This is a genomic window from Cedecea sp. Ae19-4, from assembly GCF_059801165.1.
The window spans coordinates 2329936-2347874 of record NZ_JBCHWG010000001.1 but is presented as its reverse complement, the minus strand read 5'-3'; the positions used below and the strand labels follow the sequence as shown (position 1 = coordinate 2347874).

General features: G+C 54.9%; 17 protein-coding genes. 3 read left to right on the top strand and 14 right to left on the bottom strand.

What is annotated here, in order from left to right:
- Window positions 1-58: 58 nt before the first annotated feature.
- A complete protein-coding gene (locus AAIE02_RS11120; RefSeq protein WP_008459886.1) occupies window positions 59-403 on the top strand; it encodes a YejG family protein in 345 nt (114 codons plus the stop codon).
- Between the two features lie 3 nt (window positions 404-406).
- Here AAIE02_RS11120 and yejF read toward each other — a convergent pair whose 3' ends face one another.
- The 13 genes from yejF to AAIE02_RS11055 all read right to left on the bottom strand — a co-directional run bounded on the left by yejF (window position 407) and on the right by AAIE02_RS11055 (window position 15989).
- Window positions 407-1996 carry a microcin C ABC transporter ATP-binding protein YejF gene (yejF, locus tag AAIE02_RS11115; RefSeq protein WP_498532533.1) on the bottom strand — a complete coding sequence of 530 codons (1590 nt, stop codon included), beginning with the start codon at window positions 1994-1996 and terminating at the stop codon, window positions 407-409.
- 2 nt (window positions 1997-1998) lie between these two features.
- On the bottom strand, window positions 1999-3024 hold the full coding sequence (locus AAIE02_RS11110) for a microcin C ABC transporter permease (protein ID WP_498532532.1): 1026 nt from the start codon (window positions 3022-3024) through the stop codon (window positions 1999-2001).
- Window positions 3021-4118 carry a microcin C ABC transporter permease YejB gene (locus tag AAIE02_RS11105; RefSeq protein WP_498532531.1) on the bottom strand — a complete coding sequence of 366 codons (1098 nt, stop codon included), beginning with the start codon at window positions 4116-4118 and terminating at the stop codon, window positions 3021-3023. The genes AAIE02_RS11110 and AAIE02_RS11105 overlap by 4 nt, the downstream gene beginning before the upstream one ends.
- Window position 4119: 1 nt before the next feature.
- The gene (locus AAIE02_RS11100) at window positions 4120-5919 is read right to left on the bottom strand and encodes an extracellular solute-binding protein (RefSeq protein WP_498532693.1); all 1800 of its coding nucleotides are present in this window, start codon (window positions 5917-5919) and stop codon (window positions 4120-4122) included.
- A gap of 132 nt (window positions 5920-6051) precedes the next feature.
- Window positions 6052-7632 carry a cyclic di-3',5'-guanosine monophosphate phosphodiesterase PdeN gene (pdeN, locus tag AAIE02_RS11095; protein ID WP_336819224.1) on the bottom strand — a complete coding sequence of 527 codons (1581 nt, stop codon included), beginning with the start codon at window positions 7630-7632 and terminating at the stop codon, window positions 6052-6054.
- Window positions 7633-7883: 251 nt separating this feature from the next.
- Window positions 7884-8450 (bottom strand): bifunctional murein DD-endopeptidase/murein LD-carboxypeptidase, encoded by a 567-nt coding sequence (gene mepS, locus AAIE02_RS11090; RefSeq protein WP_039295455.1) that lies wholly within the window; start codon window positions 8448-8450, stop codon window positions 7884-7886.
- 420 nt (window positions 8451-8870) lie between these two features.
- Window positions 8871-9575 (bottom strand): hypothetical protein, encoded by a 705-nt coding sequence (locus tag AAIE02_RS11085; protein ID WP_498532530.1) that lies wholly within the window; start codon window positions 9573-9575, stop codon window positions 8871-8873.
- Window positions 9576-9620: 45 nt separating this feature from the next.
- Entirely contained in the window at window positions 9621-10598 is a 978-nt protein-coding gene (locus tag AAIE02_RS11080; protein ID WP_336706960.1) for a CobW family GTP-binding protein, read from the bottom strand.
- 150 nt (window positions 10599-10748) lie between these two features.
- On the bottom strand, window positions 10749-12215 hold the full coding sequence (locus AAIE02_RS11075) for a mannitol dehydrogenase family protein (protein ID WP_498532529.1): 1467 nt from the start codon (window positions 12213-12215) through the stop codon (window positions 10749-10751).
- Between the two features lie 192 nt (window positions 12216-12407).
- Window positions 12408-12980, bottom strand: a complete 573-nt coding sequence (gene yeiP, locus AAIE02_RS11070; RefSeq protein ID WP_008459912.1) for an elongation factor P-like protein YeiP — start codon at window positions 12978-12980, stop codon at window positions 12408-12410.
- A gap of 164 nt (window positions 12981-13144) precedes the next feature.
- Complete coding sequence (locus AAIE02_RS11065; RefSeq protein WP_008459914.1) at window positions 13145-13405, bottom strand: DUF2534 family protein; 261 nt, start codon at window positions 13403-13405, stop codon at window positions 13145-13147.
- 60 nt (window positions 13406-13465) lie between these two features.
- Window positions 13466-15532, bottom strand: a complete 2067-nt coding sequence (locus tag AAIE02_RS11060) for a TonB-dependent copper receptor (RefSeq protein WP_498532692.1) — start codon at window positions 15530-15532, stop codon at window positions 13466-13468.
- A gap of 109 nt (window positions 15533-15641) precedes the next feature.
- Window positions 15642-15989 carry a DUF2946 domain-containing protein gene (locus AAIE02_RS11055; protein WP_498532691.1) on the bottom strand — a complete coding sequence of 116 codons (348 nt, stop codon included), beginning with the start codon at window positions 15987-15989 and terminating at the stop codon, window positions 15642-15644.
- On the opposite strand from AAIE02_RS11055, the gene AAIE02_RS11050 reads away from it, so the two are divergent.
- The gene (locus tag AAIE02_RS11050) at window positions 15928-16062 is read left to right on the top strand and encodes a hypothetical protein (RefSeq protein ID WP_286130864.1); all 135 of its coding nucleotides are present in this window, start codon (window positions 15928-15930) and stop codon (window positions 16060-16062) included. The genes AAIE02_RS11055 and AAIE02_RS11050 overlap by 62 nt on opposite strands.
- A gap of 153 nt (window positions 16063-16215) precedes the next feature.
- Entirely contained in the window at window positions 16216-16470 is a 255-nt protein-coding gene (locus tag AAIE02_RS11045) for a zinc/iron-chelating domain-containing protein (RefSeq protein ID WP_008459920.1), read from the top strand.
- Here AAIE02_RS11045 and setB read toward each other — a convergent pair.
- Window positions 16467-17651, bottom strand: a complete 1185-nt coding sequence (gene setB, locus AAIE02_RS11040) for a sugar efflux transporter SetB (protein WP_498532528.1) — start codon at window positions 17649-17651, stop codon at window positions 16467-16469. The genes AAIE02_RS11045 and setB overlap by 4 nt on opposite strands.
- Between the last annotated feature and the right edge of the window lie 288 nt (window positions 17652-17939).

Genomic DNA, 17939 nt, shown 5'->3' with positions numbered 1-17939 from the left:
AACCTTTGTGTAAAGAGTTTGAGATAAATTGCCGATTGGAACTTCCGGGGAAATGAAATTGAACACCATACAACTGTCCATCGTGCATCGTCTGCCGCAGAGCTACCGCTGGTTGACGGGTTTTGCAGGCTCCAGAGTTGAACCGATTCCGCAAAATGCGCAACAGGATGATGATTGCCTGATTGGCCTGAAGCTGCTTAGCCCGGACGGGGAAAAAGCGTGGCCAATCATGGATACGCTCAGCCAGGCATTAAGCGATATTGAAGTGGACAGCTCCGTCGTGGAGTGTGAAGGCGAGCCGTGCCTGTTCGTTAACCTGCAGGACGAGCTGGCGGCAACCTGTCGCCTGAAAAACGTGGGCGTTGCTATCGCTGAATCTTTTTCCAGCCATAACCCTTTCTGAATCTCAGGCGAGCGCCAGAAGCTGACGCGTGTAGTCGCTTTGTGGGGCGCTAAAGATCTGCCTGCAGTCTCCCTGTTCGACCACTTCTCCCTGACGCAGTACCACCATCTGATGGCAAAGTGCTTTCACTACCTGTAAATCATGACTGATGAAGATATAAGCCAGGCGGTGTTTTTCCTGGAGAGATTTTAGCAGCGTCAGAATCTGAGCCTGAACCGAGCGATCGAGCGAAGAGGTCGGTTCATCCAACACGATAAGCCGCGGCTGCAAAATCAACGCTCTGGCGATAGCGATGCGCTGGCGCTGGCCACCGGAAAACTCAGCCGGGTAGCGGTGGAGCATATCCGCCTGCAGCCCGACCTCTTCCAGCGCCTGAACCACTTTGGCCTTACGTTCTGCGGCGTTTAACGCCGGATGATGCACCCGCAGGCCTTCCTCTACAATTTGCAGCACATCCAGGCGTGGATTCAGTGCCGAATTAGGATCCTGGAACACCACCTGCACCTGGCGGCGCAGCGGCAGCAGCTGCTTACGGTTGAACTGGTGGAGCGGCTGGCCGTCAAACCAAATAGTGCCCGTGGAATGAATCAATCGCAGCAGCGCCATGCCGGTGGTGCTTTTGCCCGATCCTGATTCCCCAACCAGCCCGAGGCTTTCCCCTGGCCGCAGTTCAAAGCTAAGATTTTTAAGCCCGTAGTGGTGTCCCACCGTTCTTTTCAGCAGGCCCCGGCGAATGGGAAACGCAACCTGCAGATCCTCAACTTTGAGCAGGGGAATAACGTCTGCTGCCAGCGGCACCGGGTCGCCGGACGGTTCAGCGTTCAGCAGCTGTTGGGTATAGGGATGCTGTGGATGACTGAACAGATCGGTGGTGGGCTGTTGCTCCACGCATTTGCCGTGACGCATCACCGCCACGTTGTCCGCCAGCTTTTTCACGATACTCAGGTTGTGGGTGATAAACAGCAGGCCCATATTCAGTTCCTGCTTCAGCTCTTGCAGCAGTTGCAGGATCTGCGCCTGAACCGAAACATCCAGCGCCGTCGTCGGCTCATCGGCAATCAGCAATTCAGGGCGAGTCAGCAGCGCCATCGCAATCATTACGCGCTGGCGTTCGCCGCCGGACAGCAGGTGAGGGTAGTCCTGGAGCCGGGTCGCAGGGTTGCGAATGCCCACGCGATCGAGGCAGGTGAGGATCTCCGCGCGAGCAGGTTCAGGCCGCATTCCCCGGTGGAGAGAGAGCACTTCATACAGCTGTTTTTCGAGGGTGTGCAAAGGATTGAGCGACACCATCGGTTCCTGAAATATCATTGCGATTTTGTTGCCGCGCACGCCACGCAGCGTCTTTTCCGGTGCGTTTAGCAGGTCTTTGCCGTGAAACAAAATTTCCCCGGAGGGATAAACCACCGGCGGAGACGGCAGCAGGCGCAGCACTGAAAGCGCCGTCACGCTCTTGCCTGAGCCAGACTCGCCGACCAGCGCAAGGGTTTCACCCGCTTCCACCTGAAGCGAAACCGAGTCCACCACCTGCCGCAGGTTTTTGCCCTGCTGGAAAGCAATAGAAAGATCGTTGATAGCGAGAAGCGGAGTGGTCATGGTCAGCGCGCCTTAGCCGGATCAAAGGCGTCACGAACCGCTTCGCCAATAAAAATTAACAGGGAGAGTAAAATGGCCAGAGATAAGAACGCGGAGATGCCCAGCCACGGTGCCTGAAGATTATTTTTGCCCTGAAGCACCAATTCCCCCAAAGAGGGCGACCCCAGCGGCAGACCAAAACCAAGGAAATCCAGCGAGGTTAATGTCGTTATCGACGCGCACAGAATGAACGGCAGGAAGGTCAGGGTAGCCACCATGGCGTTGGGCAGCATATGCCGGGTCATGATTGACCAGTCGCTGACGCCCATCGCCCGCGCCGCGCAAATATAGTCGAAGTTGCGGGTGCGTAAAAATTCCGCCCGCACAACGCCCACCAGTCCCATCCAGCCAAACAAAACGGTGATACCCAGCAGCCACCAAAAATTGGGCTGTACCACGCTGGAGAGCATGATGATCAAAAACAGCGTCGGCATGCCGGACCAGACTTCAATCAACCGTTGTCCCCACAGGTCAATGCGTCCACCGTAATAGCCCTGCACCGCCCCGGCCAGCACGCCAATGATGCTGGAGAAAAAGGTGAGTAACAGGCCGAAGAGCACGGAAATTCGTGTGCCGTAGAGGATCCTCGCCAGCACATCGCTGCCGTTGGCGTCGGTGCCAAGCCAGTTTTGTGCGCTGGGCGGCGAAGGAAAAGGGACATTGCTGGCGTAGTTGATGGTGTTGCTACTAAAACGGATCGGCGCCCAGAGGACCCAGCCTTTTTCATTCAGGCGTTCCGTTAGCCAGGGATCCTGGTAGTCCGCAGGGGTTGAGAGCGGGCCGCCAAAATCACTTTCGCTGTAGTTTTTCAGCGCCGGGAACCAGAGTTTGCCCTCGTAGTTCACCACCAGCGGGCGCTCATTGGCGACCAGCTCAGCGCCCATGCTCAGGACAAAAATCAGCGCAAAGATCCACAGCGACCAGTAGCCGCGACGGTTCTGACGAAAGCGCGCCCAGCGCGCCTGGTTTACCGGGCTTAATCGGCTCATCCGCGTCCCTCAAAATCGATACGGGGGTCGACCAGCGTGTAGGTGACATCGCTGATGATGTTGGTCAGCAGGCCAATCAGACTAAAAATATAAAGGGTGCCGAAAATCACCGGGTAGTCGCGGGAAATTGTGGCTTCGTAGCCCAACAGGCCCAGCCCGTTAAGGGAGAACATCACCTCAATCAGCAGCGAGCCGGTGAAGAACATGCTGATAAACGTCGCCGGGAAACCGGCAATCACCAGCAGCATCGCGTTACGAAAGACGTGGCGATACAGAATTTTTTTCTCATCCAGCCCTTTGGCTCGCGCCGTCACCACGTATTGCTTGCGAATTTCATCGAGAAAGGCGTTTTTCGTCAGCATGGTTAACGTGGCAAAGCCGCCGATAACCGTCGCCAGCACCGGCAGCGTGATGTGCCACAGATAGTCAGTGATTTTGCTGTACCAGGGCAGGGCGTCAAAATTGGCCGACGTTAGTCCTCGCAGCGGGAACCAGTCGAGATAAGTCCCGCCGGCAAACAGCACAATCAGCAGGATGGCAAACAAAAATGCCGGAATGGCATAGCCGATAATAATGAAAATGCTGCTCCAGATATCAAAGCTGCTGCCGTTGCTGACCGCCTTACGGATCCCCAGCGGAATCGACACCAGATAAATAATCAGCGTGCTCCACAGTCCGATGGAAATGGAAACGGGGAGGCTGTCTTTTATCAGCTTAATCACCGAGGAGCTACGGAACAGACTGTTGCCAAAGTCGAAACGCAAGTAATCGCCGAGCATAGTGAAATAGCGCTCGTGTAGCGGTTTGTCGAACCCGTAGCGATGCACAATATCGGCAATGACTTCCGGGTCAAGGCCGCGGCCCCCACGATACTGGCTGCTGGTGGCGTCACCCACGCCCGTTCGGGCATGACCGCTGCCCATAGCGTCGTTGCTCATGCCCGGCATGCCGGTTGTGTGGCCCATTTGTATTGCGGCAATGGCCTGATCCACCGGCCCACCAGGGGCAATCTGCACGATGAAAAAGTTGATGGTGATGATTGCCCACAGCGTGGGAATGATAAGCAGCAAACGCCGCAGAATATAAGCGCCCACGTTATTCCCCCTGACGTCGGTCGGCGGGCAGCTTCGCCGCTTTGTTGACGTCATACCACCAGTTATCAAATCCGGTGCTGTAGAGCGGATGAATGGCGGGGCGGGAGAACTTATTCCACCAGGCCAGGCGGTCGGCCGACATATACCACATCGGCAGCATGTAGTTGTTCCAGGTCAGCACGCGGTCAAGGGCACGGCCCAGCGGCAGTAGTTTTTTCTTGTCGCCCTGGTTGGCGATAATCATCTCAATGAGCTTGTCGACCACCGGGCTTTGTACCCCTGGCGCGTTATAGCTGGAATTGATGTACTCCGAGGCCCAGATAATTTGCAAATCCGGGCTTGGGTAAGGCATTGCGCGGTATAAACTTGGCATCATGTCGTAGTCGCGGCTGCGCAGGCGGCTTGAAAGCTGCGAGTTATCGACCTGGCGGATATTCATGGTGATGCCCAGGCGCTGCAAATTGCGCTGGAAGGGGAGGATCCATTGCGTGTTGCCGGCCGTGCCGGTCAGCAGTTCGAACACAAACGGCTGGCCGGTGCTGACATTCACCAGCTTCTGGTCTTTTAACGCCCAGCCCGCGTCTTTAAGCAGGCTGAGCGCCTTGAGCAGATTTTCCCGGTCAAACCCGCGTCCGTCTGATTTCGGCGGGTTATAGATTGAGGTGAAGACCTCCGGCGGGAGATCCTTTTTCATCGGCGCCAGCAGCATCAGTTCGTCGGCGTCCGGGTAACTGCGAGCGGCGTATTCCGTATTCTGGAAATAGCTGTTGGCCCGGCTGTATGCGCCATAAAACAGCGCCTTGTTCATCCATTCGAAATCAAAGGCCAGGCCGATGGCTTCCCTTACCCGGCGGTCGCTGAAAAGGGGGCGCTGGATGTTAAACGCCAGCCAGCGGGTGTCCTGGGCGGATTCGTTTTTCTGCTCATCCTTGACGATGTAATGGTTGCTGAAGTTTTTCCCGATGTAGCGCGTGGCCCAGTTTTTGGCAGAGACTTCAGTGCGATAATCAAATGCCCCGGCCTTGAACGCCTCAAAAGCCACGTCATCATCGAGATAATAGTCGTAGCGGATGGTATTAAAGTTCCAGCGCCCGCGGTTTACCGGCAGATTTGCCGCCCAGTAATCCCGCACCCGCGAATAGGTAATGTATTGCCCCATTTTCCAGTCGGTGATTTTATAGGGCCCGCTGGAAAGCGGTGGGGTAGAGAGCGGGTCGCTCAGCTTATGATCCTTCCAGAACTTCTCCGGGAACACCGGGAGCGAAAACAGGCCCAGCATCCGGTCTTTGCTTGGTGTGGCAAGCTCAATACGCACGGTGAGCGGCGCAATGGCGCGTACCGTTGCCCCTTTGTAAATCAGGCGGAACTGCGGCACGCCTTCCGTCATGAATTTATTGAAGGTGAAGGCGACATCCTCGGCGGTAATCGGACTGCCGTCCTGAAAGCGGGCGCGCGGGTTAATGGACACTTCCGCCCAGGCAAAGTTGGACGGGTAGCGGGCCATCTCGGCAATCAAAGGATAATAGCTGCCGGGTTCGTCATCGGAAGTGGTGAACAGGGTGTCATACAGCGTGTCGGTGCGAACGCCCGGATTACCCCGCATGGCAAAGCGGTTGAAGTTATCAAAAGTGCCAATGGCCGAGAGCGTGATATTGCCGCCCTTGGGGGCTGCGGGATTGACGTAATCGAACTGCGTGAAGTTGACGGCATATTTAGGTTCGCCCAGGACGGCAAAAGAGTAGCTTTCGTTTATCTCTGCGGCGCGTGGCGTAAGGGAAAAGGTGCTCAGGCAAAGCAGCATCAGTGCACGTACAGCTTTTGTCATCTTCATTCCTTGCCCGGTGGGTGGGAAAGCGCAGGCGTCACGCTGCCGCGCCCGGTAAACCCATGATGGTTAATCATAAGTTAGCCAGTGAAGATTGCGCAATGCCTGTCAGTCTTTCAATTCGTCATAAAGCGTGTGGGAAGGATTCCAACTGACAAGCTGGCTTAAGGTCAGAGGGCGGCTGAAGTAATACCCCTGCAGGAAGTTACAGCCGCGTTCGATAAGCCATTTCGCCTGCTCCGGCGTTTCTACCCCTTCCGCTACCGTGTTCATATTCAGGCGCTGAGCCAGCGTCAGCACGGCGTCCAGCACCGGCGCGGTCACCGTTTCCATACCGATAGAGTTGACGAAGCCGCGGTCAATTTTCAGATAATCCAGAGTAAAACGCTCGAGGTAAATCAGGGCGCTGTGGCCGGTGCCGAAGTCATCCACCGCAATTTCAAATCCCTGCTCGTGCAGCCAGGCGAAAATGCCCATCGCCTCTTTTTCTTTCAGCATGTCGCGTTCGGTTATCTCAAACACTAACTGGAAATGGTGCGGCGGCAGTGACGCGGCGAAGGCCTGAATGTCCTGCTTAAACGTCGGGGAGTGAAGGTGGCTTGGGGCGAGGTTCACGCCGAGCTTGGCCCCGGCGGGCAGAACTTTTTGCAGCGTTGGCGCGTCCCGGGCAATCAATTCAAACAAATGGCGCGTGAGGGGCACAATCAACTGCTGAGCTTCGGCAAAGCCGATAAACGCATCCGGGGGGATCATACCCGCCGTTGGGTGCTCCCAGCGCATCAGCACCTCTATGCCACGCATCTGCAGAGCCTGTGAGTCGACCACGGGCTGGTAAACAACAAAAAACTGCCCCCGCTTGATGCCGGTAAGAATTTCTTTCCCCGCCCGTACCTTGACCGACAGAAAGTAACCGCACAGCGCGACGCTCAGCAGGCCGGATAATAGCCCGGCCAGAATGGCCAGTTGAATATCCTCCAGCGGCCACGGTGTACCATAAATGTAGAGTTTAATCGGGTAACCATTAAGGACTGAGATTCTGGTGGGCGAGGGGGGAAGCTCATCGGTATTTATCACGTCCGGTGAATAGGATGTGAGCGCCTTGTTGCCCACCACCAGGGCCATGGAGCTGATGTCCTGCTGACGGGAGGTGAAAACCAGGTAGGGCGTAAGATTGACGTTTAGGGTGGTAAAAACGCCGCGCCCCGAGGCCAGCGGGTTAAGAAACCAGGCGGCAATCACCGGCTTGCCCGGCATCATTGGCGTGCCGTTCATAATCGCCAGGTCGACGGTTTTATTGATATTGATCTCGGGTTCCAGCGCATCCATCGACATTTCCATGTTGCCGGTGGCGGAAGAACAGTAGGCAATGCCGTTACGCACCAGCAAAAAGGCTCGTACGTTAGGATTAAAAGCCGCACGAGAAGTCAGTTCGCCGCTGACCCTTTCACACTCGTTCATGGTTAAAGGCTGGATACCCTCGGCGGTGGCGTGAAGTTCTTTAAAAAAGGTATCCAGGTAGTTACTGATGTCGCGAGAGAGGAGGTTATAGGCGGACTCACGCTTTGAATGGAGCGCCAGGCTGGTTAGCCCACCGATAAATAATGCGGCAAATAATCCCATTAGCAGGCTAAACGCGACTATCTGCTTTGGGGTGCTAAAGTAGCGTGAAAAAATGTTTCTATAAGACATGGAATTATGAGTCCCGCAGGGGCAAGCGAATCATCGTTTGTTTTGTGCTTTTTTCTGACTATAACCCATAACCAGGAAATTGTTTAACTTGTTTCACAGGGTAACTATTTCATCTTTCAATTTTAAGAGGAAAGAGTAACCGTCTGAATTTTAGGCATAAAAAAACGCTGCATTGGCAGCGTTTTTAACGTTGGTGGCTTTGCTGAGTAGCCAAGGGAATAACTCTCAACAAAACATATCTTGTGGCGGCGTTAGCTGCGGCTTAGCACCCGGCGCGCTTCGTTGTAACGCTTCTTCCAGTAAGGCTCGTCCATGCTGGAGATCACAACGCCGCTGCTGGTGGAAGCATGTACAAATTGGTTATTGCCAATGTAGATGCCTACGTGACGGCCAGTTGAGCCTGCACGGAACAGCACTAAATCACCGGTGCGTAACTTGTTACGCGAGACAGATTTACCGGACTCCTGCTGCTCAGACGTTGAGCGAGGCAGGGTTAAACCAAACTGTTCCTGGAAAGTGCGCTGCACGAAGGCAGAACAATCAATACCAGCTCTGCTGCTGCCGCCAAGACGGTAGCGTACACCTTTCCAGCTCGCGTATTGCTCCATAATGCGTGACTTCACGTCAACATTACGAACCATCTCTTCGAATTCATCCTGAGAGGCTTGCAGTAAAAAACCATCTTTTTCACCGACTGCATGCGTCTCAGAATGCATATTTGCTGTGTTAGTCGAACTACAGGCGGAAAGCATAACTGCCACCGCAATCGCGGGTATCGCCCGCAAGATGTATCTCAAAATAGGCTGAGATTTGACCATTTTGTTTGTTTTCCCTTGATGTCCTTAACGAATAATTCGTTATACAAAAATACCAACGTGACGAGACTAATTACCTAAAAGCCACGAGACAATTATTCATGCACAAAAATGTGGAACATCGCACACTTTTATTCACAGCACAAATAGATCAGCCGTAGAGCAAACTTTCCCGAGACTACCCGATAAAACCAGGCTATGCGAGCGTTTTTATTCTTATTTTTATAAGAAATTGTGATGATTCGTCGCGAAAGGTTATTTCGAACAAATGATCGGCAATGCTGCTGATTTTATCGTCAGGTCATTCAAATTGAAGCGGATTTTGTATGAGTAAATATTCATCTGGCTGTCATGATGCTGAAAAAATAAACAGAGGCCCGGGTGGGCCTCTGTTCGGTGACTATCTTCATCACTTATTAACCGTCAGCGGGACGCTTTATATTTTCCCGGAACAGTGCGGTTCAGTATAGAAATTAACCGGTCGCTGACTGGGGTTAATAGCACCCAGGGCAGGCCAACCAGAGTAATAGAGACTGACCCGACGTAGACATCGGTAAACCAGTGTGCGCCTATCATTATTCTTGGCGAAGAGAAGATAAAGAAGATCGCGAGGGCAATAAGAAACGCTCGTGGGCCGAAATAACGCAGCATAAACCCGGTGAAGATAAGCAGCATCAGGCCGTGATCGCCAGGGAAGCTATCGCTCGAGGCGTCTTTCGTCGGGAAGTGCAGCAGTTCGCTGACGCGATGAATGTCTTTAAAGTACAGCGTAGGGCTGGCGTGCACCACCGGGATAAGGTGGCCGAGCTGGTTGATGACCACGGCGCACAGCAGCATCACCACGCCCATCAGCACCAGGCGGCGGCGGCCAGCGGCGTCTTCATGCAGCCAGAACCAGGAAAACAGCGCGCCCATCGCCAGCAGCGAAATGCCGTCGAAGGCCCGGTTATTGGTGATGGCAATCAGCGTTAAAAAGGTATGGCTTTTAACCAATTCATTATTAAAGAAATGGAACAGCGTGGCGTCAATGTTGAACCAAAATCCATGGTTCTCTGGCAGGTACCAGCTAAAGAACAGGGCAATGCCCAGGAGGTTCAGCAGCAGGATAAGAGGGAGGCGATTAATCATGATACAGCTTCTAAATCTCATTCTGGGGGCGCGAAGGTAGAGGCGCTAACTTAAACGTAAGCTCAACAGGCTGGCTTGCAGGACGTTCCAGTCGGGCTGAGCCGGGTGAATCAATTCGATGCGGCTGTCCAGCGGCGGCGAGGGTTGCGTTTCAATATGCAGGTCGTTGCCCTGGCGGTTGATACGTACCAGGCCTTCGGGAATACGCAACACGCCTTTGACTCGCTCAACCGGGGCAAGACGTGCCCACTCCAACAGGCCAATGGTGTCGAACACGGTTTCTTCATCGAAAATCCAGCCACAGGCGTAATAACCCTGCCCACTGTTCACGCTCCGGCGCCAGCGCTGATGCCCCGGCAGGCTCAGCGCAGCAAGACCATGAGGAACCGATTGGGCATGCTGGTGCTCAGGGCTTTGCGGCAGCTCGCGTTGGTTCTGTCTTGGTTTGTCGAGGAGCGCAATGCTGACGGCCCCTTTTTCTACGTGCATAAGTTCGCGGCTGTCGCCATTGTTTTGATACCAGCGCGCTAAAGCGGCCTGGCTTTCCGGCGTGGCGCGATCTTGCTTGTTGACTACAATGATGTCCGCCGCCGCAAGCTGATCGCGGAAGTTGTCATTATTCAGGGCTTTTTCATCCAGAAGCTGGCGCGAGTCGAGCAGGCAAAGCGTGGCCCGCAGGTCAATCCACGGCTGATATACGTCGGCGGTGAGCATGTCCAGGATTTGTTTTGGGTGGCCAAGGCCGGTAGGTTCAATCAGCAGGCGGTCGGGCTTGCCCTGGCGCAGCAGCGTATTGAGGCCGACCTGCATCGGCAGGCCGTTAACGCAGCACATACAGCCGCCAGGGATCTCTTTCAGCAGCGCGCCGCTATCTGCCAGCAGGGCGCCATCAATCCCCACTTCGCCAAATTCATTGACCAGCACCGCCCATTTTTCATCGGCGGGCTTGTTGGCCAGTAAGTGCAAAATGGTGGTGGTTTTACCGCTGCCCAGAAAGCCGGTAATTAAATTCGTTTTTGTCACGGTGACTCCGGGGGTTTACTGCCTGCAAACCACGTCAATCTATCAGTGATTATTCATTATTTACGCTGACTATCCTGACGACAACCCGGAGAAAAGAGAAGCCTTAACGCGGCTTACAGCACGGTAAGACTACGTTAAGCGCATTGATTGTTAACTTAAGCGCAAGTTTTCGACCGCGCCGCGTGCGCCCAGGCGGATGAGTTGCTGCCAGGCTTGCCGCACGTTTTCGACAAATTTTTCGTTTTTGGGCAGGTCATCACCAAAAATTTCGTTCAGGCTGAGGAGGGCGCTGACGCGTTCGTTTTCGCCGCTGTCGCTCACCAGCATCTGGATTTTGCCCTGGAGCGGATCGCGAACGTCAATCGCATGGCCCTGTTCGTCGAGGCCGCTAACGTAGCGCATCCAGCCTGCGATCCCGAGCGCCAGGCATGGCCAACTGCTCCCGTTTGCCAGATGCCAGCGCACGCTTTCCAGCCAGCGCTGAGGAAGCTTCTGACTGCCGTCCATGGCGATTTGCCAGGTTCGGTGCTTCAGCGCCGGATTTGCGAACCGCTTGAGCAGGCTGGCGGCGTACTGATTCAGGTCGATGCCCCGAATGTTCAGCGTCACCGCCTGCTCCTGCAGCATCAGGTGCTTTGCTGCACGGGCAAAATGTTCGTCAGCCATACAATCATTAATATGCGGGTAACCGGCGAGGTAGCCGAGATAAGCCATAAATGAGTGGCTGCCGTTGAGCATCCGCAGCTTCATCTGCTCGTAGGGCACCACATCGTCAACCATTTCCACCCCGACGGCTTCCCATTCCGGGCGTCCGGCGACGAAATTATCTTCGACGACCCACTGAATAAACGGCTCGGCGGCAATGGCGCAGGGGTCTTGTACGCCCAGTATTTCCGCAATTTCCTGCAGCGATTCCTCCGTGGCTGCCGGAACAATGCGGTCGACCATGGTGCTGGGGAAGGTGACTTCTTTGGCAATCCATTCTGTCAGCCCGGCGCTTCGACTCGCGGCCATACCCAGAACGGCCTGGCGAACCAGGTGCCCGTTATCAGGAATGTTATCGCAGGATAAGATCGTAAAGGGGCTAAGCCCACGCTCACGGCGACGGCTTAGCGCCTCCACAAGTATTCCTGGTACGGAATGCGGAGACTCCGGCGACGCCAGATCGTGAATAATCCGCTCATTGGTGGGATCAAGTTTTCCGCTGGCGGGATCGATGCAGTAGCCTTTTTCGGTCACGGTCAGGGAGACAATGGCGACCTGCGGTTCACAAAACTTCTCTATGATGGCTTCCATGCCATCCAGCCTCGCATTCAGGCATTCTTTCACGGCACCGATGACCCGCGCCTGGTTTCCCGCCGCCCCTTTTTCCAGCACCGTGAAAAGATGATCCTGTTGCCTGAGATCGTGCATCAGCTTATCACCGTTAAACAGGCTGATCTCACAGATCCCCCAGTCGCCGCCCAGTTTGTTGAGCACCCGATCGGTGAGCAGGGCCTGATGCGCACGGTGGAAAGCGCCAAACCCAAAATGCACGATACGGGTTTTCAGCGCGCGGCGGTCGTAGTTTGGCCGTTGAACGGTATCCGGAAGTGAAGCAGTGGCAAGGGTATCCATAGAGTCGCATCCTGTGTAGGGAGGTGGGAATCTATGCAGTGTAAAGCTGTATGACAGGAAATAAAATTGGTCTGTTTAGTTAATCGATTTTGTGTGATGTAGGTCTGATAATAAAGCAGGATGATGTAATTGGTATAATAACTTTGGTTGTGAGAACAAAAAAAAACGCTCCCGAAGGAGCGTCATTTATTATTAGTCTGCGCGGCCCATAGAGCGTTTTTCTGCGATATGAATGCGGATTTTTTCCCCGGCAACCATGTATTCCGGCACCTGAATCACCAGGCCGGTGGACAGCGTTGCTGGTTTGGTACGGGAGCTGGCGGAAGCGCCTTTGATGCCCGGAGCCGTTTCGATGATTTCCAGATCCACGGTCTGCGGCAGCTCCAGCGCCAGCAGCTGGCCGTCCCAGGTCAGAACCTGCATGTCCGGCATACCGCCTTCGGGAATGAACTGCAGCTCTTCTTCGATCTGGTCTTTGGTGAAGATGTACGGCGTGTAATCTTCTTTATCCATGAACACGTATTCGTTGCCGTCGATATAGGAGAAGTCAACGAAGCGGCGGGTCAGGGTGATGGTGTCAACGATATCATCACCTTTGAAGCGCTCTTCCACTTTCTGCCCGGTGCGAACATCGGAGAAACGCATCTTGTACAGGGTTGCTGCGCCGCGTGCGCTGGGAGCCTGGATATCAATGTCTTTAACAATCAGCAGCTTGCCGTTGTAATTGAGTACCATGCCTTTTTTGATTTCGTTAGCTCTTGCCATCGGTGTTTCCTGTCAAAAATTGAGATGCGAAAATATTGCGTCAAAGTACTCGTGAGGCGCGTTTCAGGCAAGTGGATTTAATAAAGAAGCACAAAAGTAAGGGGCTTAAGGCAAACGTGCCGACAACATCCTGCTTTGCCGACACGCCGGTGGCTTAACGCGCCTTAGCCGCGGCCATCCTTAGGCGCTAAGAAATAGAAAGCAAACGGCAGCGAACATAGAATAGTGAACATGATCGTGTAGATAGTGACCCACGCGCCCTGCATGATAAACATGTCCAGCGTCCACTGTTCCATTGGCCAGTTGTACTGCTCTTCCACGCCTTCAAAGGTCACCTTCGAAATAAGCGACACGACAATAGTGAAAACGATGGCAACCGCGATAAGGAACTTTTTACCTTCCGGCGTACGAAGTTTTGCAAGCATATCAGCCTCCTGGCTGGGAAATGATTAAGCGTAATGGCCCCGACAACCGGGGCCAGGTAATTAAAACGTGACGTTCACTTTGCCCCAGACCGTCCGGCCTGGTTCATTGACCGGGGTATTGGACGAATAGCCAAAGCTGCTGTTGCCCGCCAGGTTCAAGTGTTCGCTGTAGGTTTTGTTCAACAGATTATCGACCCCTGCGCTGAGCTTGATGGCTTTGCTTAGACGGTAAGCCGCGTTGGCGGAAAAAATCGCAAAGCTGCTGCTTTTATCGAAGTCTTTCCCGACCACGTTACCCTCATTCAGCGCCACGCGATGCTGGCCGCTGACCAGCCGCAGCAGGCCGGTGCTGCTCCAGTCTCCTCGCTCCCAGGTCAGGCCGAAGCGTGTTTCCAGCGGGGCTATTTGCGGCAGCGGCTGATGGTCACTGGTGTTTTGCCCCCAGGCATACGCCAGGCTTGCGTCCGCTTTCCAGGCTTCGGTCAGCGCGTAGCTCATGCCCATTTCGCCTCCCATAATGGTGGCGTCCACGTTATCTGCCTGACTGACGCGGGCGTTCCTGGGGTCATAGCGGAAGAGAATAAAATCATTCACCCGGCCAAGGTAGGCGGAAACCCAGCTGTTGAAGCGCTCCCCGCTGTACTGGGCGCCAATATCCAGCTGCGTCGTTTTTTCCGTTTTCAGCTTATCGAAGACATTTTTAGTGCCGTCCGGCCCGTAGGTGGGGGAAAACAGCTCCCAGTAATCCGGGAAGCGCTCGGTGTAGCCCACGCCAGCGTACAGCATGACGGGGATATCGCTCAGCGTTTGTTCGTAGCGCACAAAACCTGCCGGTAGCGTTTTGCTCCGCACGCTGGCACCTGCGTCCGTATCATTATTGACGCGAGTTCGATCGAGGCGCGCGCCGCCGATAACTTTGCTGCTGTCGGTGGCATTCCAGGTCAGTTCGCTAAAGATACCTGCGTCCTGGAAACGGGCATCCTGCTTCCAGCCGGCGCCCTGTTTGCTGCGATGGGTGCTTTGCTGCCCGTCGATACCGCTGCGCAGTTCGTAGTCAGACCACAGCCACGTGCCCATCATGCGCCCGCCAACCGTGCGGCGATCGAGCTGCATCGCCATTGGCACATTCATGCTCATGGATGAACCCATGTCCATCGAACTGCCCATATCCATGCCCATCGAGGAGGCCATATGCCCGCCGGACATGCCGCTGGACATTGTTCCCGGCGAGCGGAGGGAATAGTTGTCCATAATATGATTGGCGTAGTTGTAGTAGACGCTGCTTTCAAACTTGTTGAACACCTCGCCGATGTTCGACATTTCAAAGCGCGCCCCGAGGCTGTCGCGCCTGAACTGGGAGCCGTCCATACTGCGGCCCGCGTAGCGGGCTTCACCGTTGCCTTTACCCGCCGTTAGCTCCAGCAATGTGTCTTTGTTGGGCGTCCAGCCCAGCGCAACATCGGCGTTCCATTTATCCCACTTTGAGGCCACCCGGTTGCCGCTGCCGTCTTCGTAATCGCCGGAGTGGGACTTATTGCCGATCAGGCGTAAATAGCCGTCCTCACTCCCCAGACTGACGTCTGCATTGCTGTCCCAGCGCTGGTTGGACGCTGTGAGCAGGCTGGCCGTGCCCTGGATGCCCGCTTTATCAAAGCGCGGCGGTTCCCTGTCGAAGCGGACGGTTCCCGCGGAGTTACCCGGCCCCCATAGCACGCTTTCCGGCCCTTTAATCAGCGTCAGCAGATCAAAGCTCTCCGGTGAAATATATGAACTTGGGGCATCCATTCTGGCCGGACAGGCCCCCGGCATTTCACCATTATTGGTCAGGATACGCAGGCGAGAACCGAACATGCCGCGAAAAACCGGGTCGCCGTTGGTGCCGCCGTTGCGGATTTGCGAGAAACCGGGGATGGTTTTCAGGTAGTCAGATCCGTCGCTGGCTGGCACAGGCTGACGCGGCGTTTTAGGGGACGTCACAACTTCCAGCGGTGATGATGCCGGAGAGGTGACGATCATCACGGCATCGTCCGGCATAGTCATCGTGTCATGCGAACCCGCCGCGATGGCTGCGGGAGAAGTGATAGCCAGCAGTATCCAGGATACCAGCGGCTTTAAATGTGTTTTCATCATTGCCTTACTGTCCTTCAGGCGTAACGTTGCCGCTCTTTATAAAAAGAACAGCTCGAGACAACGCTTCAGCGTCGCCTGCGGCATTACGCGGTTAATTATTGGTGTTTTAAGCGAAGTAACAGGCAGCAGAGGGCGGGGCGCGGGCCGGGTGAGGTGACCAGGGGCGAGAAATCGCCGCGCAGCAGAGTGCGATCACCGGCGTCCGGCGCACGCAAATCAACAATAACAGCAGTAAAACGGTGAGGCAGAATTCAATAAAAGGCAGGTGGATCAGCAGCTGGCAATAGCCGCAGGCGATTTCTTCTCCCGGCGACATGCCCGGGCCGGACATCAGCATATTGTGCGGCATTGACGCCTGAGGGCACGGTTCGGGCACAGGCATGTGATGGTCCATGTCAGACATGTCCATTGTCATCATCATGCTGCTGTGTTCGCAGGCTGAATGGTGCATCAGCGATTTTGAAATTACCGGTGCAATAAACAGCATGGCAACGGCAAGCAGCGCCAGCCAGCAGGCTGTTCGGTGAAAGTGATTGCGCCGTGACAAAACGTTACCGATCCGTAGTCGTTGTGGCGCAAGTGTATCCTGAAAGAAGGAATGATGTTAAATGAATTGTTAGATTGACGCAGGCAGTGGGTCTGCTATTGTCACGCACCTTTTGACGCCGGTGGAAACGTAAATGGATTGTCGTCCTGACTGCGGCGCTTGCTGTACTGCGCCTTCTATATCAACGCCTATCCCCGGTATGCCGGAGGGGAAGCCCGCCAACACGCCCTGTATTCAGCTGGACGAACGCCTGCGCTGCAAGCTGTTTGGATCGCCTTTGCGGCCTAAAGTCTGCGGCGGCCTCCAGCCTGCCAGAGAGATGTGCGGTACCTCACGCCAGCAGGCAATGGCCTACCTGATCCACCTTGAAGCCGCGACGGCACCTTAAATATCTTTGATTTGGGCCATGCAATAAATACTGACGGCTATCATCCCCAGTGCGATGAAAAAGACGCTGTGATAGTTCCAGATCTCGGCCACCACGCCGGCGAGCGAACCGGCAATGATCCACCCTACGCGCGTGGTGTTGGTATACAGCGTGGTGGCGGCCCCTGCCTGGCCAGGCATAAGATCCTGAAAATAGATCATGCCGATCCCGGCCAGAATCCCGATAAAGATAGCGTTGAGCAGCTGCAGCCCCAGCAGCATATATTCATTGGTCAGCGTTACCATTCCGACATAGAAAAGCAACCCGGCGGCAACGGCAAAGCGCATCAGGAAGCGCTTACCGAAGCGTTTGGCGTAGTAGCCCGCAATCAGCATGGTCGGGATTTCCAACCCGGCTGCGGTGCCCATCATGATCCCGGCGAGCTTCTCCGGGAGGTGTAACTCATTGATGATGTAAAGCGGCATATTGATGATATAGAGGCTGTTACAGCCCCACATCATGGTACAGGCGGCGAACAGGAGCAGGGCGTCGCGGCGGTTGCGACGCGGTGACTCGAGCCGGGCTTCTGCTTTTGCCACCGGTTCTTTGCGCATGGACGGCAAAAAGAGCCACACCATCGCGCCGCAAATCACAAAGGCAAACGCCGCACTTAGGTACATCACCTTGAAGCCAAACCCCATCGCCAGCGCGTAGGCAATTGGCGGCCCAATCACCCAGGCAAGAGACACCTGTGCGCGGAGGATAGAGCTGAACATCACCGCTTCACGCCCGGTGCTGTCGGCATGCTCGCGGGCAAGCGCAAACATCTGCGGGTTGGTGGTGGAGCCGAAGCTGCTTAGAAACACCCCGACGAACAGCAAAATAAAGTAGTTACGGTTCCAGGCGAACAGGATGCAGCCCAGCGCACCGAGCAGGCAGCAGGCAAAAATCAGCGTTTTCCGGTCGCCTTTGCGGTCGGAGCGCCCGGCTAAAAACTGGCTCACCAGAATGCCAATCACCGCGCTGCCGGTGAAGAAAAAGCCGACCAGCGCAGGGCGAACGTGGACTTCATCGGTTAAAAACAGGCTTAGCGTTGGGGTTTGTAGTGCCCCGGCGATGCCGGTCAAAAAAGCCACAATCAGAAACGCGGTTGAGGTGAAGTCCAGAGGCTTACGGGCGGCGGTAACGGGAGCGTTTTGCATACTTTTGGACGGCAGGAAAAAGAATGCGCGGAGTGTACCCTTGTTACCCCTAAATAGACAGATTTACCCTTAAGTCCTGCGCGGGAACTCGCACAAATTATCCAGGAAGCGAAGGCCGCTTTGGCGATACGTTGCCAAAGCTGAAATTTGCTGATGCCGGGTTGTAAACTGTTGCCAGTGTGCTGAACACTCGGCCTGCTAAACTGAAAATGTGCTGAAGCTCTAAATTTCGCAAACAGAAATGCGAGAAATGTTGCGTGTCATGCAGCATTAGCGCAACACTCCTTG

What these genes read in the sequence shown, in the direction of transcription:
- yejF (WP_498532533.1), bottom strand. Translation starts at nt 1,996, where the DNA reads ATGACCACTCCGCTTCTCGCTATCAACGATCTTTCTATTGCTTTCCAG.
- AAIE02_RS11110 (WP_498532532.1), bottom strand. Translation starts at nt 3,024, where the DNA reads ATGAGCCGATTAAGCCCGGTAAACCAGGCGCGCTGGGCGCGCTTTCGT.
- AAIE02_RS11100 (WP_498532693.1), bottom strand. Translation starts at nt 5,919, where the DNA reads ATGCTGCTTTGCCTGAGCACCTTTTCCCTTACGCCACGCGCCGCAGAG.
- pdeN (WP_336819224.1), bottom strand. Translation starts at nt 7,632, where the DNA reads ATGTCTTATAGAAACATTTTTTCACGCTACTTTAGCACCCCAAAGCAG.
- mepS (WP_039295455.1), bottom strand. Translation starts at nt 8,450, where the DNA reads ATGGTCAAATCTCAGCCTATTTTGAGATACATCTTGCGGGCGATACCC.
- AAIE02_RS11085 (WP_498532530.1), bottom strand. Translation starts at nt 9,575, where the DNA reads ATGATTAATCGCCTCCCTCTTATCCTGCTGCTGAACCTCCTGGGCATT.
- AAIE02_RS11075 (WP_498532529.1), bottom strand. Translation starts at nt 12,215, where the DNA reads ATGGATACCCTTGCCACTGCTTCACTTCCGGATACCGTTCAACGGCCA.
- yeiP (WP_008459912.1), bottom strand. Translation starts at nt 12,980, where the DNA reads ATGGCAAGAGCTAACGAAATCAAAAAAGGCATGGTACTCAATTACAAC.
- AAIE02_RS11065 (WP_008459914.1), bottom strand. Translation starts at nt 13,405, where the DNA reads ATGCTTGCAAAACTTCGTACGCCGGAAGGTAAAAAGTTCCTTATCGCG.
- AAIE02_RS11060 (WP_498532692.1), bottom strand. Translation starts at nt 15,532, where the DNA reads ATGAAAACACATTTAAAGCCGCTGGTATCCTGGATACTGCTGGCTATC.
- AAIE02_RS11050 (WP_286130864.1), top strand. Translation starts at nt 15,928, where the DNA reads ATGTCAGACATGTCCATTGTCATCATCATGCTGCTGTGTTCGCAGGCT.
- AAIE02_RS11045 (WP_008459920.1), top strand. Translation starts at nt 16,216, where the DNA reads ATGGATTGTCGTCCTGACTGCGGCGCTTGCTGTACTGCGCCTTCTATA.
- setB (WP_498532528.1), bottom strand. Translation starts at nt 17,651, where the DNA reads ATGCAAAACGCTCCCGTTACCGCCGCCCGTAAGCCTCTGGACTTCACC.